The sequence below is a fragment of the Polyangium sorediatum genome, assembly GCF_029946465.1.
GTDB lineage: Bacteria > Myxococcota_A > Polyangia > Polyangiales > Polyangiaceae > Polyangium > Polyangium fumosum.
Genome location: NZ_JARZHI010000131.1, coordinates 1 through 15,405, shown reverse-complemented (window position 1 = coordinate 15,405; position 15,405 = coordinate 1). Strand labels below are relative to the sequence as shown.

Here is a 15,405-nt window from a genome sequence, read left to right as displayed (position 1 = left end):
AGGGCGGCGCTGGGGGCGCTGGGGGCAACGGCGGCGCGGGCGGCGGCGGCCCAGGCGGTGCGGGCGGCAGCGGCGGTGATGGCGGCAGCAGCGCAAGCGGCAGCGGCGGCGCGGGCGGCGGCGGTCACGGCCATGGTTGCAGCTTCCGCGCGGCTGGCGACTCCGCCGGAGACGCGTCCCTCCTCGGCCTCGCCTTTGCCGGCCTACTCGCCCTCCGGCGCCGCTCCGTCTCTAAAAGAGCTTGAACGTCTCGCTGCGGTGCGGCTGCAGCCCGAATGCCCGCCAATTCCGGGCGATCGCCGTCTGACGCATCCCTAGCGCCTGGGCCATCGAGCGTCGTCCTTCCGCCGCACCCGTTGAATGCGGATGCGGCGGAAGGAGGCTTTCGAGCGCGGTTCAGGCACCTGCGTCGCCGTCGCTACCAGGTCTGCGCGCCCGCGACTTGCCGCGTCGTGACATTCACCCGGTTGAAGAGATTGACGAGGGCGATATGAAGGACGAGCACGGCCAATGCCTGCTCGTCGTAGTGGCGCGCGGCGTCCTTCCAGACATCGTCCGGGACCGCCTCCGCGCGATCGGCGAGGCGCGTCTCGGCTTCCGCGAGCGCGAGGGCTGCACGCTCGGCTTCGGTGAAGCAGGGCGCATCCCGCCAGCCGGCGAGCACGAGGAGGCGGTCGTCGGGCTCGCCGGCTTTCTTCTCCTGGCGCCCATGCAGGTCGAGGCACACCGCACAGGCGTTGATCTGGCTGACGCGCGCGTGGACAAGCCCGAGCGTACGAGGCGGCACGGCCCCGTTCTGGAGGGTCTTCGCGAGCGCCATCAGCGGCTGTATCGCGTCCGGGACGAGCATCGCGGGGTTCTTCAGCCGTGCTTCCATGATAAATCTCTCCTTGTGTCACAACCGGGCGGGCTCGCCCGTCACCGCTGATGACGGATCGGAGAACGAGGACGTGACCGTGACGGATGAAAAAATTCTCGTCGGGGATTTCGAGGCGAGCCGGCCGCACCTCCGTGCGGTGGCGTATCGCATGCTTGGTTCGCGCAGCGAGGCTGACGACGCGGTGCAGGAGGCGTGGCTTCGGCTCTCGCGCGCCGATACGGGCGAGGTCCAGAATCTTCGCGGCTGGCTCACGACCGTCGTCGCGCGGGTGTGTCTCGACATGCTCCGCGCGCGGAAGGCCCGCGGAGAAGACGGAGACGCCGCGCCGGAGGCGACGACCTCGCACGAGAGCAACGCGGAGAATGAGGCCGTGCTGGCGGACTCGGTCAGCCTCGCGCTCCTGGTGGTCCTCGAGACGCTCGAGCCTGCGGAGCGGCTCGCGTTCGTGCTTCATGATCTGTTCGGCGTGTCGTTCGAGGAGATCGCGCCGATCGTGGGGCGGTCGGAGGTGGCGGCGCGGCAGCTCGCGAGCCGCGCGCGGCGGCGCGTGCGTGGCGCGCCCGAGCGCGACGAGGCCGAGCTCGCGCGCCAGCACGACGTCGTCAAGGCGCTGCTTGCTGCCCTTCGAACCGGCGACGTCGAGGCTGTCATCGCAGTCCTCGATCCGAACGTCGTGATCCACGGCGGCCGACCCGGGCGCGAGATCCTCGGCGCGCGGAGCTGGGCAACGTCGGCCGTCGCGTTCACGCGAAGGGTGCGTGCTTTCGACGCCGCCAAACCGGCGCTCGTCGACGGCACGATCGGCGCCATCTACGCGCCCGGCGGCCGGCTCGCGAGCGCGCTTCGCTTCACGTTCACGGGTGGTGCCATCGCGCGGATCGACATCATCGTCGACAAAGCCAAACTGAAGATGCTCGAGATCGCGACGTTGGCTGAGTCCTAGCTCGCTGCACCGCAACCGCTCTTGCACTTTTGAGCGGCGACGGTATCTTCGCGCGCATGCAAGCGCCGCAGCGATTTTGGTCGACGACGTGGCTCGTTGTCGCCCTTTCTCTCACGAATACCGCATGTAACCTGTCTGGGCTCGGAAGGCTTATTTATGACCCGGAGCAGGCGGCGCTCGAGGAAGACGCGAAGAAAAAGCGCGCCGAGGTCGGGCAGACGGAAGACGGCTCGTGCAAAACCGCGGAGCAGTGCAAGTACCGGTGCGAGGTCCTGGAGCGGGCGCTCGATTGCTACAAGACGGGCAAGGCGGCGCTCAGGGGCCGCGATGTCCATTACGCCGGTGGCTGGCGCGTCGATCGTGTCGCGGGCTCCACCGACGACATAAACTTGCGCTACGAAGAGGATAGTGAAGGCGAAGACCTTACGATGATCCCGCTCGCACGAGAGTCCTTCAACAAGGCTTGTGCTGCCAACCACGCCGAGTCGTGTCGATATTCAGGCATCATGATCGAGAAACACTCCGCCAAGGACGCCGCTGCCTTCTACCGGAAGGGCTGCGCTCTGAAGGACGAGGCGTGCTGCGAGAAGCTCGAAGGTGATGAATAGCGTTCCGTGAACGCGGGCAAGAAGCCCCCCGGTCTCGAGCGTCATGGCTCCAGAGCCGGAGGCTTCCCCTTGCAAAACCTGCCTCCCGGGGCCTAAAGTCCCCACCAATCAGCCAATGGACGAAGAGAAGCGCCGCAGGAACCTCGCGACCGATGCGCGAGCGAGGCTCGTTTTTGCGACGATGGCCCTGGTCATCCCGCTCGTGCTCGGGCTTCTCTTTCGACGTCAGGAGCTCCGGCTGCGTGCGCTCGCCGATCATGGGCGCCCCGGCACCGCGACCATCACGGCCGTCACGCGACAGGGATCGGCCTCCAATACACATTATCGGTACGACGTCGACGGCGTCACCCATACGTGGAACGTCGACCGGAAAAAGCTCCAGGGCGAGCCCGGCGAGACGTTCGATATCACCTACCTGCCCGAGGATCCGTCCCTCAGCCGTCCCGGGACCTATTCGCAGGTCGAGCTCGACGGGGAGCTCAACTTGCCTTTCCGGCGTGGGTTTCCGATCGGACTTTTCGTGGCTTTTGGATCCGCCGCCGCGTTTTGCCACCGCAACGTCCGCCGCCTCCAGCAGGGCGCGCCTCTCGCGACAAAACCTCGGATCTCGCCCGAGGGCGCGGGGCGCATCCTCGCGGCCTTGTTCCTCGGGTGCGTGCTCGCCGTGAACCTCGATCCGAACGTCCGCGCCGTGCAGGTCGCCGCGTTCGGACCGGCGCCGCTCGGCCTCCCCGTGGGGCTCGTGGTCGCGCTCGCCGAGGTTCTGCTGTTCGCGCCGTTTTTCTGGGTTTTTCCGCATTTGATGCGGCTCGTCATGGATCGATTTGCGCAGGGTGGGTCGCTCTCGAAGCTCGGGATCGTGCTCGCCGTCGCCCAGGCCGGGCCGGAGGGCAGGCGTTCGCGGCGCATCGTCGTCGCCGGGCTCGTTTATTTCATCGCGCTCGTGGCCGGCTGGATCGTGTTCGCCGCGAGCCGCGGGATCTGACGGCCGGCGGGCCCGCGCCGCGAGTTCGCTGTCGCGTCCGAAAACGGCCAGACATCGGGGCGCGGCCGCGCTACGAGGGGAGGGCGATGATGGATGCGGAGACCTGCTACCGAGCCCTCTGCGCGCGGGATGAGCGCTTCGATGGCCTGTTTTTCGTGGCCGTACGGACGACCGGCATCTACTGCCGGCCGGTGTGCCGGGCCCGGACACCGGGGCGCGATCGATGCGTGTTTTATCGGTACGCAGCGGAGGCCGATCGCGACGGGTTTCGCGCGTGTTTTCGCTGCCGGCCCGAGCTCTCGCCGGGCGGCGCGCCGCAGGACTCGGTGCCGCGCCTCGTCCGCGCGGCGCTCGCGCGGATCGAAGGCGGTTTTCTCGACGAGGGCTCCGTCGACGATCTCGGGCGCGCGCTCGGCGTGACCGGGAGGCACCTCCGGCGCGCGATGGAAGCCGAACTCGGCGTGGCGCCCGTCGAGCTCGCCCAGTCGCGGCGCCTCGCGCTCGCCAAGCAGCTCTTGCAGGATTCTTCCCTGCCGCTCACCGAGATTGCGTTCGCGAGCGGGTTCGGGAGCGTGCGGCGCTTCAATGCGCTGTTTTCGGCTCGGTTCGGCAGGCCGCCGTCCGCGCTTCGGCGCGCGCTCGGGGAGGCGGAGGCCGGCGCCGCCATCACGCTGCGGCTCGATTATCGGCCGCCGCTCGACTGGGATGCGCTCCTCACGTTCCTCGCGGCCCGCGCGATTGCCGGGGTCGAGTCGGTCGAGGGCGGCGTGTATGCCCGCTCGGTGCAGCTCGGCGAGCGGACAGGGTGGCTGCGGGTGATGCATCCGCCCCAGAAAAACGCGCTCCGCGTGGAGGTCGCGCCCGAGCTCGCGGGCGCGCTCGGGCCTCTGCTCGGCAGGCTGCGCGCGCTTTTTGATCTCGACGCGCATCCGCTCCTCATCGCGGAGTCGCTCTGCCGGGATCCTCTGCTCGCGCCGCTCGTCGCGCGTCATCCAGGACTGCGCGTGCCGGGCGCGTTCGACGGATTCGAGGCGGCCGTGCGCGCCATTCTTGGGCAGCAGGTCTCCGTGCGCGCGGCGACGACGCTCGGCGGGCGCATCGCGAAGCGATTCGGGACGGCCCTGGATACGCCGATCGCGGGCGTGACGCACCTCTTCCCGCCCGCGTCGCTGCTCGCCGAGGCGCCGCTCTCCGACATCACGCAAATCGGTTTGCCCGCGGCGCGCGCGCTCTCCATCCAGGCGCTCGCGCGCGCCGTCACGCAGGGCGAGGTCCGCTTCGAGCGCGGCGAGGATCCCGAGGCTACCGCGGCCGCGCTCGTCGCGTTGCCGGGCATCGGCGCGTGGACGGCGCACTACCTCGGCATGCGCGTGTATCGATTTCCCGACGCGTTTCCGGCCTCGGATCTCGGCGTCCGCAAAGCGCTGCGCGTGAAATCGACGCGCGAAGCCGAAGCGCGCGCCGAGGCGTTCAGGCCGTGGCGGTCCTATGCGGTCCTTCATTTGTGGCAGGGCCTTTCAGAAGGAGCATTTGAGGAATGAACATGTTGTATGAACGCCGTATTTCGAGCCCCGTCGGCGATCTCCACGTCGTCGCTGCGGAAGAAGCGATCGTGGGCGTCTACCTGCCTGGGCACAAGGGTGCGCCGGAGATCGTGGCCCACGACGGGCAAAACCACCCGCTCCTCGCCGAGGCCGCGCGCCAGCTCGCAGAGTACTTTGCCGGAGGGCGCGAGTTTTTCACGTTACCGCTCGATCTCCACGGGAGCGCTTTTCAGCGCGAGGTCTGGCGCGCGCTCGTCGAGATTCCCTTTGGCGAGACGCGCTCCTATGCGGAGCTCGCGCGGGCGCTCGGCCGGCCGCAGGCGGCGCGGGCTGTCGGCGCGGCGAATGCGAAGAACCCGATCAGCATCATCGTCCCTTGCCACCGCGTCATCGCCGGCGACGGCGCGCTCACGGGGTATGCGGGCGGCGTCGCGGCCAAGCAGTGGCTCCTCTCGCATGAGCAAGAGCACCACGCGCCCCACCACGTCATTCACTAGAACATAGAGCGGTTTGACAACCGCTCTATGTTCTAGCTCTTTTGTCCCGAGGGGGACGCCTCGCGTCCCCCTCTCGTCCGGGCAAAGCCCGGACGATTCACCCCCCGAGGCGAGCTCGCTTCGCGATCTCGCAGAGCGCCGAACTGAACGACGCTCTAGGCGCTCCGATCGCAAGTCCCTGGACAGGCGCGACCCGCATCTGCGATCCTGTCCGCGCCAATGAGCAAATTCCGAGATCCCGCGGGCCGCCCGGACGAGGCTCCGGTGCGGCCCGAGCTCGCCGAGCTCCGCGCGCGCCTCCACGCGACCACCGACGCAGGCCGACCCGAGGCCGTCGCGCGGCGGCGCAAGACCGGGCAACGGACGGCGCGCGAGAACATCGACGACCTCGTCGATCCGGGCAGCTTCGTCGAGTACGGGGCCCTCGCATTGGCCGCGCAGCGGCAACGGCACGCGGTCGAGGAGCTCGTCCGGACGAGCCCCGCCGACGGGATCGTCTGCGGCGTCGGCAGCGTGAACCGCGCGCTCTTCGACGACGAGCGCGCGCGGACGATCGTGCTCGCTTACGATTACACCGTCTTCGCCGGCACGCAGGGCGGCATGGGGCACAAGAAGCTCGACCGCATGCTCGCGCTCGCGGCGCAATGGCGCGTGCCGGTCGTGCTCTTCGCCGAAGGGGGAGGGGGACGGCCCAATGACACGGACATGCCGCTCGTCGCGGGCCTCGATACGCCGAGCTTTCTCTCGTTCGCCGCGCTCTCCGGCCTCGTCCCGCGCGTGGGCATCGTCTCGGGTCGCTGCTTCGCCGGGAACGCCGCGCTGCTCGGCTGCTGCGACGTGCTCATCGCGACCGAGAACAGCTCGATCGGCATGGGCGGGCCCGCGATGATCGAGGGAGGCGGGCTCGGGAAATACACGCCCGAGGAGGTCGGGCCGATCGACGTGCAAAGCAAGAACGGCGTGGTCGACGTGCGTGCCCCGGACGAGGCCGCGGCCGTCGCCGTCGCCAAGAAGTATCTCGGTTTTTTCCAGGGCCCGGTCGCCGATTTTGCGTGCGGCGATCAGCGCGTTTTGCGCGACGCCTTGCCGGAGCGACGGCGGCGCGCCTACAAGATCCGGCCGATCATCGAGACGCTCGCCGACACGGGCTCCGTGCTCGAGCTCCGGCGCGACTTCGGGACGAGCCTCGTGACCGCGCTCGTGCGTATCGAGGGCCGGCCGTTCGGGCTCCTCGCGAACGATCCGTACCGCCTCGCCGGTGCGATCGATGCCGACGCCTCCGACAAGGCCGCGCGGTTCATGCAGCTCTGTGATGCGTTTGGCCTGCCGCTCGTCTCCCTCTGCGACACGCCTGGCTTCATGGTGGGCCCCGAGGCGGAAAAGACCGCGCTCGTGCGCCATACCTCGCGGATGTTCGTCGCGGCGGCGAGCTTGCGTGTGCCGCTGTTCACGGTGGTCCTGCGCAAAGCGTACGGCCTCGGCGCGCAAGCCATGGCCGGCGGGCATCTCCATGCGCCCTTTTTCACGATCGCGTGGCCGACGGCGGAGTTCGGCGGCATGGGCGTCGAGGGGGCGGTGCGGCTCGCGATGCGCAAGCAGCTCGATGCCATCGAGAACCCCGAGGAGCGCGAGGCGACGTTCCAATCGATGGTCGCACACGTCTACGAGCGCGGGAAGGCCATCAACACCGCTTCGTTCCTGGAGCTCGACGCCGTCATCGATCCGGCCGAGACGCGCGCCTGGATCCTGCGCGGATTGAAATCGGTCCCGACGCCCGCGCGCCCGGAGGCGCGGCGGTTCGTCGATACCTGGTGAGCGTTTTCCTCAGCGGAACAAGGCCGCGCGGAGCGACGCCGCGCAAAACGCGACGGCCGTATTCGCCTCGTCGAACACCTTGCCCATCGTCACGAAGCCGTGGACCTGCCGATCGAAGCAGACGTAACTCGCCTTCGATCCCGCCGCGGTCAAGCGCTCGGCGTATTCTCGCCCCTCGTCGCGCAGCGGATCGTAGCCGGCCGTCAGCACCAGCGCGGGTGGCAGGTTTTCGTGGTTCGGGTGGAGCAGCGGCGAGGCGCGCCAGTCGAGGTCGTGCGCGGGGTCGTCGATGTAATGGTCGTGGTAATACGTGATCGAGTCGCGGGTGAGTAGATACCCCTCTCCGTTCGTCGTGTGCGAGGGGGCAATGCGGCGCATGTCCGTCGCCGGGTAGATCAAGAGCTGGAACGAGATCCCGAGATCCCCCGCGTCACGCGCGGCGAGCGCGACCACGGCCGCGAGGTTGCCGCCCGCGCTGTCGCCGCCGACCGCGATGCGTGTCCCCTCGATCCCGAGCGCCGCGACATTTCGCTGCACCCAGTACGTCGCGGCCAGGCTGTCGTCGACGGCCGCGGGGAACCGGTGCTCGGGCCCGAGCCGATAATCGACCGCCACGACCGCGCAGCCGGCGCCGTTCGCGAACGATCGGCAAAGCGTGTCGTGTGTTTCGAGGTCGCCGATCGTCCAGCCGCCGCCATGAAAATACACGAGCACCGGCAGGGCTGTACCGGTCGTCGTGCCCGCGGGGCGATACAGGCGGAGGGGGATCCGGCCCTGCGGAGCCTCCGCGTGGAGATCCCGCACCTCCGCGACCGCGGGCGGGTCGGGCTGCGTGAACGCGCGGCGCTCGCGGTACACGCGCCGCGCGTCTGCCGGCGAGAGGGTATACGCCGGCGGCAAGCCGCTCCGTTCCATGAAATCGATCAGGGCCCGGGCCTGGGGGTGCAACATAGAAGCCGGATCGCATCAATTCCGCCGCGCGGTCAAGGAGGAAACGTAATCTTGACGGCGCGGCGCGCAGGCGGTCTCCTCGTCCGTCATGGCTCGTGCCTCTTCCCCACGCAGGCGCTTGGTCTTCTTGGCCCTCGGGAGCCTCGCGGCTGGCTGTGGGCCTGCGCCCGCAAAACCCTCGCAACCTGCGACGTCTGCGCCGCGCGCTTCGGGCCTCCCCGTCGCGACCTCCCCAACGGCCTCCGCGCCACGCCCGCTCGTCCTTTGCCCCGGCGCCCTCGCCGAAACCCCCTCCGATCGAGCCTGGTTTGCGCTCGGCACCTCGGCGCCGCCGTCCTCCGCCACCCCTGCGCCGAGCCCCGGCGTCGTCTCTCCGTCCGCGGGCTCCGGGGCGACGCCGAGCGCCGTGTACGATGCCGAGGGGCGGCTCGTCGTCGCCTGGGCCGCGGCGCCCGGCGTCCGCTTGCGCAGGCTCGAAGGAGGGCGGTTCCAGGACTTGCCGCCCATTTCGGCGGGCAACGTCGGGGGGTTTGGCATCGTCCTGCTCACGCGTGATTCGGCGGGGCGCGTGCTCGTGTCTTTCTTCGAAGACGCGCGCGTGCGGGTCCATCGCATCGAAGGAAACGCCGTGGTGGATCTCTCGCCGAAAACGCCGCCGCCCGCCCGGGGGTTCAGCGTTCCCGGGCGGCCCCGGATCGTCACCTGTCCTGCCATGATTCAACCCATTGCGCCGAGCCAGCTCGCCGTGGACGGCGAGGGCCGGCCCCTGGTCGCCTGGGCCGAGCCGGGGATCGGGGCCATGCGCGCCGTCGTGCACCGATGGACCGGCACCGCGTGGGTGACGTGGTCGTTCCCCGGAATCGGGCCCATCGATGATTGCGCGCCCCATACGCAGAGCATTACCTTGGCGTCGGACCCCAAGGGTCATCCCTCCATCACGTTCCGGAAAGATCGGGCCATCAGCGTCGTCGCGTGGACTGGCAGCGCTTTCACCCTGGAGTCCACGCTCGTGCCCAAGCATGACGCGATTTCCATGGGTGATCCCTGGATCGCATTCGCCCCCAAAAACGTGCGCTGGAAGGCGTGGAACGAGCAGACCGCCGACCATGGCGTGCTCCGGTATCGGGTGCACGTGTGGTGGAGCGACGAAAAGGGCTCCCGGGAAGCAAAGCAGCCGGCGGATCGGCCGCTCTTCGGGCAAATCCTAGCATTCGCGGGCGGATCACGGCCGCGCATCGCCGTGCTCGATACGAGCGGCCAACGATCCGAGCTTCGGGTCGTGGCGTGGGAAAACGACACGCCCGTCGAGCTCACGGGAGGCCCGGGCGCCGCGGATTTTCCGCCCGCGCGGAGCCACGGGTCGCTCGCCGTGGCTTTGCCCGAGGGGTCGGCCCCGCCTGCCGTCGTGGTTCGTGGGGGGAGCGAGATTGCGGCGCGGATCTGGTCTGCAGGGGCGTATCACGCGCCGGGCGGAGCTGCGGAGCCCGAGGACGGGCTCGGCCGAGGGGTGGCCGAAGGGGTTCCACCAGCGATCGCAATGCGCGGGGGCAAGGTCGCCGTGGCTTGGCTCGTGGACGGCGCGAAACGCACGATCGTCGTGCGGCGCTGGACGGGCTGCACGTGGGAGACGGCGCCCGAGCTCCCGCTGGAGCCGGGGCGGCCGGGGTCCGGGCTCCGCCCGGCTATCACCATCGATGCCGAGGGGCGGGTCCTTCTGGTGTTTTCCACGTCCGCCGGCGGGGCGATGGTGCTGGCGCGCTGGGATGGGGGTTCATGGGAAATCTTGCACGTGGCGCGAAAGGAGGGAGCGCCGGGCGGGCCCCACGCCGGGCAAACACTCGTGTTCGGCGTCGAAATGGATGAATCCGGGGCGCCCGTCGTGGGCTGGGCGGACCGCGCGAAGAGCAAGCTCGGCCTTTCGCGTTTCCTGGAGCAGGGGCAAGCGCTCCGGCTGATTTCCTCGGATCCCGCGCCCGTCTACATCACGCCGGCGATGACCACGGACGGCGCGGGGAGGCCCGTCGTGGGGATGCTCGACTGGCAGATTGGCGCGTTCGTCGTCTACACGAAGCGCCTCGAAGGGGATCGATTCGTGGCTCTTCCGCCCTGGACCAGCCCGCCCACGCCGAACAGCGGTTTTTCCCCGGAGCGATTCGACCTCGCGGCCGGCCCTTCCGGCGAGCTCGGCCTCGCTTTCCGGTGGGACCCGGCCGAGGCGCCTTACGTGGCCCTCTTCAAAGGTTTGTCCTGGACCACCGTCCTCGCGCCGGGCATGGCCGGGGCAGGGGACGCGCCGGGGCCCGGCGGGAGCCCGGCCCTCACGTTCGACGAAGCCGGTGCGCTGCACGTCGCGTATACCGATCGCGCGTCGGGCGAGGTCCTGGTCAAACGGTTCGTCGGCGGAGCTTGGCGTCCCAACGAAGCCGTCGCGACGCCGGGGGACTCGGTCTCGCGGAGCGAGGGGGCATCGGTGGATCCGGCGATCGCCGCGTCGGGCGAGGCCGTCTGCGTCGCCTGGTCGGAGCGGGAAGGGGGCGAGGGGCGCGTGCTCCTCCGATGTCGTCGTTAGCGTCCTGCGCTCCATTTCTTCCGTGCACGGCGGCCCGACCTCGACGTACCAGCCCACGGGGTACGGCTCGATGTGCGCGGCAGCCCCGCTCGCCGTCTGCGCCGACCCGCTCCACGTCCCGGACCTCCTCGCGCGGCGCGCCCGAGGTTTGCCGGTCGATCGCTCGACGTTGATCCGCCGTGACGCACGTTTGGCCCCCCGGCGCCTCGCTTCTGCTACGTTGCCACGTCACACCATGGCCCCAGCCCGAGATTGTCCTTGCTGCTCCGGTTTGCCCTACACGCAGTGCTGTGCCCCTTATCACCGCGGCGAGCGTGAGGCGCCCGACGCCGTGACGCTGATGCGCTCGCGTTTTGCGGCGTATGCGCGGAAGGAATCGGCGTACGTCCTGCGCACGCTCCACCCCGACCACGAGGACCGCAAGCGGCCCGAGGCCGAGGTGTTGCGCGAGATCCGGGACGCGACCTCCACGCTCAAGTTCATGCGCCTCGACGTGCTCGACCACGACGGCCCCGACGCGGGCGGTTTTTGGCACGTGCTCTTCCATGCGCGAGTATTCGAAAAAGGGCAGGACCGCTCCTTCGTCGAGCTCAGCGAATTCGCGCACGACGGCGTAGGCATTCGTTATCGGAGCGGAGAGCAGGTCGCCGCCGCGAAGGTGGCCGAGCCGAAAGGCCTCACGATCGGAGCGTTCCGCGAGACGTTTTCGACGCGATAGCGGGGGCCGACGGGCGCGCCCCGTGTTGCCTCATTCTCGAATCCGTTTGGCCATGGCGAGGTCGTCCGGTCCTCCGCGCTCGCGGAGGGCGCGAATCACGCGCGCCCTGTCCTCCGGCGATCGGTTTTGGCTCAATTTGAACTTGGCCTCCAGGCGATCGATGGGGAGGGAGAGGCCCACGATCGCGTCGAGCAGCTCCTCGCGGAAGGCGTCTTCGAGCTGGTCCATCCGCCACGGCTCGGGGGCGCCGCGCTCGTGGAAGGAGGAGAGATCGTCGAGCAGGGCCGACAAACCCGCTCGATCCATGGGGGCTTCGAGGCGGCCGTGGGCGTGCACGACCATGTAATTCCAGGTCGGGACCTGCTCGCGCGGGTGCTCGTACCAGCGCGCCGAGACGTATCCGTGCGGGCCCGAGAAGACCACGGTCGCGGGGTGGCCCGCGGCGGCGAGCTTCCAGATGGGGTTCGGCCGCGCGACATGGGCGCGCAGGGTGCCGTGGGGCCCCGCGCGGCGATCGAGGAGGAAGGGCAGGTGGGCAATCTCCAAGGCGCCGTCGGCCTTTGCGACGAGGAGCGCGCCGAACGAGTGGGCCTCGATGAAGTCGTGGATCTCGGCCGGATCGGATTCTTGGAAGGCTCGGGGGAGGTACACGCGGGGCGCAGCGTAACGGACGACGCCTCTCGCCGTCGAGTTTTGGTGGGATCCCGTCAATACCGCTCGGCCAGGTGCCCGCGGTCATACGGAGGCTCGCCCGGGTCGGCGAACGTCTCCGTGGCCTCGACGATTTGCCCCCCGCGCACGACGTAAAACCCGCTCGCGTAAAACACGTCGGCCCCGCTGACGATGGTCACCCGCGCGGCCGCGTGATCCCCGGCGGCGAGCACCTCCTCCACGGTGATGTGCCAGTCCCCGGGGTAGGTCCGGTTCAACGTGACGAACGCATCCGCGCCGCGAATCCGCTCCCGCGTCTGCGGCCACGTCACGACCACATCCTCGGCGACCAGGCGCCGCACGGCGTCCCAGTCCCGCGCTTCCATGCCTTCCCATACCGATCGAACGACGAGCGCCGCATCCATGGTGCCCGGGGTTTCGCGCAGTTTCGCGTTGTCGTCAATCCACAACGTCCGAGGCGACGCAGGCGCCTGTCGGCGCATTCCGCTGCGCCATTCGCGCCGCCCTCGTATACAGCCGATGGCGCAGGGCTTCCGGCGTGATCACTTCGACGCCGTCGCCCAGGCCCATGAGCTGATCCGCGGCCACCTCCTCGCTCTCCAGGAGGAGGTCCACCGTCCGCGCCCCCTCGGCGTCCGGCGGGCCGGCGTCTTCGAGCATCCGGCGGACGGCGTCGTGCGGGACCACGCGCGGGAGGTGCCTTTGTGCGTCCGGGGAGAGGCGAACACGGCAGCCGTAGGTGAGCAAAGACCGGTCGAACGACGACGACGATTCGGCCCACCATGCGGCCAGATCGAAGTCGCCGGGGCGGACGAACGTCTCGGCCCGGAGGCTGGCCCGTTGGATGCGGCTGATCCGGTAGGTCTTGAGGTCCCGGCGATGCCGCGCGATCAGGTACCACGTGCCCGCCTTGAGCACGAGCCCGAGCGGATCGACACGACGGCGGGTCGACCGTTCGCCATACGAGAGGTCGACCCGACGACCCTCCCACACCGCCTCGGCGACGACCGGCAGCGCCGCGAGCTGCTCGGGGCGCGTGAACCACCCGGGCGCGTCGAGCAGGAATCGCTCCCGGATCCGGCTGGCGCGGCCCCGCAACTCGGCCGGCAGGGTGGCGTCGACCTTCACGCGGGCCGTCACCGCGACCGTGGCCAGGCCGAGGTCGGCGACCGCTTGCGGCGCGCCCGAGAGGAAGAGGGCGCTCGCCTCCTCGGCGGTCAGGCCATCGAGGCGCGTCCGCCACCCCTCGACGAGGCGGATGCCGCCGCCCGGGCCCGCCTCGGTCCACAGTGGGACCCCGGCCGCCATCAGCGACGCGATGTCCCGGTAGAGCGTGCGGACCGAGACGGAGAGCTCGTCGGCGAGCGCCGCGGCGGTGGCGTGGCGGCGTTGCTGGAGGACGAGGAGGAGCGCGAGGAGCCGGCTGGATCGCACGCGCGCATCCTGCCAGAAAAACACTGACAGGAGATGTCAGGGATCCCTCGGCATACTCCGCCCATGACGAAGACCCAATACTACGTAGCGGCCAGCATCGACGGGTACATCGCGGACGCCGACGGGGGCCTCGGATGGCTCCTGCAGTTCAACGGCGTCGAGGGCGTGGACGCGCACTACAAGGCCTTCCTCGGCGGCGTGGGGGCGCTGGCGATGGGCGCGGCGACCTACGAGTTCCTCCTCGCCGAGAGCCGCGAGGCCTGGCCCTACGCCGACCTGCCGACCTGGGTGTTCACCCATCGTGATCTGCCAGCGATCGCGGGAGGGGACATCCGCTTCACCACCGAGGACGTCGGCCTCGTGCACGAGCAGATGGTGCGCGCGGCCGGAGGGAAACACATCTGGCTCATCGGCGGCGGCAACCTCGTCGCCCAGTTCGCAAAGCGCGGGCTCCTGAACGAGATCCTGCTCGGCATCGCCCCGGTCGTGCTCGGCAGCGGGGCGCCGCTCCTGCCCGCCTCGATTCCGGGCCCGCTCGAGCTTTCGGGCATCACCCGCTTCGGCCGCGGATTCGTCGAGCTGCGGTACGAGATCCCCGCGGGCCTCGATCGCCCGCACGCCGCGCGCGCCGCCGAGACGTGACCCACGGCGCGCGTGGCCTGGACGGCTCGGCCGTTCTCGATGAAACGGCTCCGCCGCTAGACTCCGCTGAAATTGGACGACGTGACGCGCTCGGGTAGAGTGCGTCGCGGATGACCCCTGTCACGCGACAGCGCCTCGCGACCATCCTCGAGCGTGAGCTCGACGCCGCTTCGGTCCAGATCGTCCCGAGCGACGCCGATCCCAGCGCGGACGGGGACGGGACCACGCTGCGCTGGGACCTCGGCCGGGGGCGGCAGCTCGTCGTCACGTTCGCCGTGCCCATCGTCGACCGCGCCGACAAAGAGGCGCGCCTCGCGACCCTCATCGAGTCGTTCGCCGACCTCTTCGGCGAGGTCGCCGCCGAGGTCCCGCGCCCGCGCCCCGGGCCGGCCGAGGCGCTGCGGGCCGAGCTCTCCGCGCTCGCGGGCCGCACGGGCGCGCTCGGGGCCCTCGTCATCGACGCCGCTTCGCCCGTCGTCTGGGGCGCCTCCGAGGCCCCCACGGGCACGGACGACCCGGAGGCCGAGGCCCGCGTCGCCGAGACCTTCGCCCGCGCCCACGCGGCGGGCATCTCCTGGGCGGAGCTCGTGCGCAGGCCGGGCAGCGTCACGATCCCGCCGCCGGGCGAGCGCAAGGAGCCCGAGGAGCCGACGGCCCGCCGCTTCCGCCTCGTCCCGCCGGTGGACGAGCTCGCGCCGCTCTCGGCCGAGGATCGCGAGGCGATCGGGCGCCGCGTCCAGCTCGCGCGCGCGGCCATCACGCGCGTTCGGAAACACCCCACGATGGCGGAGCTGCACCGGGGCGAGCACCTGCACGAGGGCGTGCTGGAGGAGGGGCTCGGTTACCTCGCGCGCTCGTTCGCGACGATCTACGTCCTCGTCCTCGTCTACCCGGGCCCGTTCGACGAGCTCGGCGCCGAGCGCGCCGTCACGCGGGCGCTGCCGGCCATCGAGCGCCTCGTCGTGGCCTTGCCGCCGGACGACGCGCCGACCCACGGCAAAGGCGCCGTCGTGGCGCTGCGACGACGGCGCAAATAGAGCCGCCGAGAGCATCGAACCGGTTCGATGCTCGGAAGATCGCGCAGCGATCTTCCCTCGGGGGGTGAATCGTCCGGGCTTTGCCCGGACGAGAGGGGGACGCGAGGCGT

At 70.0% G+C, this 15,405-nt stretch carries 15 protein-coding genes and 1 pseudogene; 11 read left to right on the top strand and 5 right to left on the bottom strand.

What is annotated here, in order from left to right; genetic code table 11:
- A partial coding sequence (locus QHF89_RS48805; protein WP_284721965.1) for a hypothetical protein occupies nucleotides 1-245 on the top strand: 245 nt, incomplete at its 5' end.
- Between the two features lie 173 nt (nucleotides 246-418).
- Here the strand turns inward: QHF89_RS48805 and QHF89_RS48800 are convergent.
- On the bottom strand, nucleotides 419-877 hold the full coding sequence (locus tag QHF89_RS48800; protein WP_136973274.1) for a carboxymuconolactone decarboxylase family protein: 459 nt from the start codon (nucleotides 875-877) through the stop codon (nucleotides 419-421).
- A 79-nt stretch (nucleotides 878-956) separates the two neighbouring features.
- Here QHF89_RS48800 and QHF89_RS48795 point away from each other — a divergent pair, with 79 nt between their 5' ends.
- From QHF89_RS48795 to QHF89_RS48770, 6 genes and pseudogenes are all read left to right on the top strand, one after another.
- Nucleotides 957-1,823, top strand: coding sequence for a sigma-70 family RNA polymerase sigma factor (locus tag QHF89_RS48795; RefSeq protein ID WP_284721964.1), 867 nt, complete (start codon nucleotides 957-959; stop codon nucleotides 1,821-1,823).
- Between the two features lie 56 nt (nucleotides 1,824-1,879).
- Complete coding sequence (locus QHF89_RS48790; RefSeq protein ID WP_136973272.1) at nucleotides 1,880-2,431, top strand: hypothetical protein; 552 nt, start codon at nucleotides 1,880-1,882, stop codon at nucleotides 2,429-2,431.
- A 115-nt stretch (nucleotides 2,432-2,546) separates the two neighbouring features.
- Entirely contained in the window at nucleotides 2,547-3,416 is an 870-nt protein-coding gene (locus tag QHF89_RS48785) for a DUF3592 domain-containing protein (RefSeq protein WP_136973271.1), read from the top strand.
- Nucleotides 3,417-3,502: 86 nt separating this feature from the next.
- Nucleotides 3,503-4,957, top strand: coding sequence for an AlkA N-terminal domain-containing protein (locus QHF89_RS48780; protein WP_136973270.1), 1,455 nt, complete (start codon nucleotides 3,503-3,505; stop codon nucleotides 4,955-4,957).
- Between the two features lie 2 nt (nucleotides 4,958-4,959).
- The gene (locus QHF89_RS48775) at nucleotides 4,960-5,457 is read left to right on the top strand and encodes a methylated-DNA--[protein]-cysteine S-methyltransferase (RefSeq protein ID WP_136973269.1); all 498 of its coding nucleotides are present in this window, start codon (nucleotides 4,960-4,962) and stop codon (nucleotides 5,455-5,457) included.
- A 252-nt stretch (nucleotides 5,458-5,709) separates the two neighbouring features.
- Nucleotides 5,710-7,272 (top strand): annotated as a pseudogene (locus QHF89_RS48770) (acyl-CoA carboxylase subunit beta); the annotation flags it as partial.
- A gap of 9 nt (nucleotides 7,273-7,281) precedes the next feature.
- On the opposite strand, the gene QHF89_RS48765 reads toward QHF89_RS48770, so the two are convergent.
- A complete protein-coding gene (locus QHF89_RS48765) occupies nucleotides 7,282-8,223 on the bottom strand; it encodes an alpha/beta hydrolase fold domain-containing protein (RefSeq protein ID WP_136973267.1) in 942 nt (313 codons plus the stop codon).
- Nucleotides 8,224-8,311: 88 nt separating this feature from the next.
- On the opposite strand from QHF89_RS48765, the gene QHF89_RS48760 reads away from it, so the two are divergent.
- Both QHF89_RS48760 and QHF89_RS48755 read left to right on the top strand, forming a co-directional pair.
- Nucleotides 8,312-10,792, top strand: coding sequence for a hypothetical protein (locus QHF89_RS48760; RefSeq protein WP_284721962.1), 2,481 nt, complete (start codon nucleotides 8,312-8,314; stop codon nucleotides 10,790-10,792).
- Nucleotides 10,793-11,027: 235 nt separating this feature from the next.
- Entirely contained in the window at nucleotides 11,028-11,510 is a 483-nt protein-coding gene (locus tag QHF89_RS48755) for a YchJ family protein (protein WP_136973265.1), read from the top strand.
- Nucleotides 11,511-11,540: 30 nt separating this feature from the next.
- Here QHF89_RS48755 and QHF89_RS48750 read toward each other — a convergent pair whose 3' ends face one another.
- The 3 genes from QHF89_RS48750 to QHF89_RS48740 are packed head-to-tail and all read right to left on the bottom strand — an operon-like array spanning nucleotide 11,541 to nucleotide 13,616.
- Nucleotides 11,541-12,161, bottom strand: coding sequence for an FMN-binding negative transcriptional regulator (locus tag QHF89_RS48750; protein WP_136973264.1), 621 nt, complete (start codon nucleotides 12,159-12,161; stop codon nucleotides 11,541-11,543).
- Nucleotides 12,162-12,217: 56 nt separating this feature from the next.
- The gene (locus QHF89_RS48745) at nucleotides 12,218-12,586 is read right to left on the bottom strand and encodes a nuclear transport factor 2 family protein (RefSeq protein ID WP_170229822.1); all 369 of its coding nucleotides are present in this window, start codon (nucleotides 12,584-12,586) and stop codon (nucleotides 12,218-12,220) included.
- A gap of 34 nt (nucleotides 12,587-12,620) precedes the next feature.
- Nucleotides 12,621-13,616, bottom strand: coding sequence for a helix-turn-helix transcriptional regulator (locus tag QHF89_RS48740; RefSeq protein ID WP_136973262.1), 996 nt, complete (start codon nucleotides 13,614-13,616; stop codon nucleotides 12,621-12,623).
- 63 nt (nucleotides 13,617-13,679) lie between these two features.
- On the opposite strand from QHF89_RS48740, the gene QHF89_RS48735 reads away from it, so the two are divergent.
- Nucleotides 13,680-14,258 (top strand): dihydrofolate reductase family protein, encoded by a 579-nt coding sequence (locus QHF89_RS48735; protein WP_136973261.1) that lies wholly within the window; start codon nucleotides 13,680-13,682, stop codon nucleotides 14,256-14,258.
- Nucleotides 14,259-14,368: 110 nt separating this feature from the next.
- Nucleotides 14,369-15,295 carry a hypothetical protein gene (locus QHF89_RS48730; protein WP_136973260.1) on the top strand — a complete coding sequence of 309 codons (927 nt, stop codon included), beginning with the start codon at nucleotides 14,369-14,371 and terminating at the stop codon, nucleotides 15,293-15,295.
- Nucleotides 15,296-15,405 lie beyond the last annotated feature (110 nt).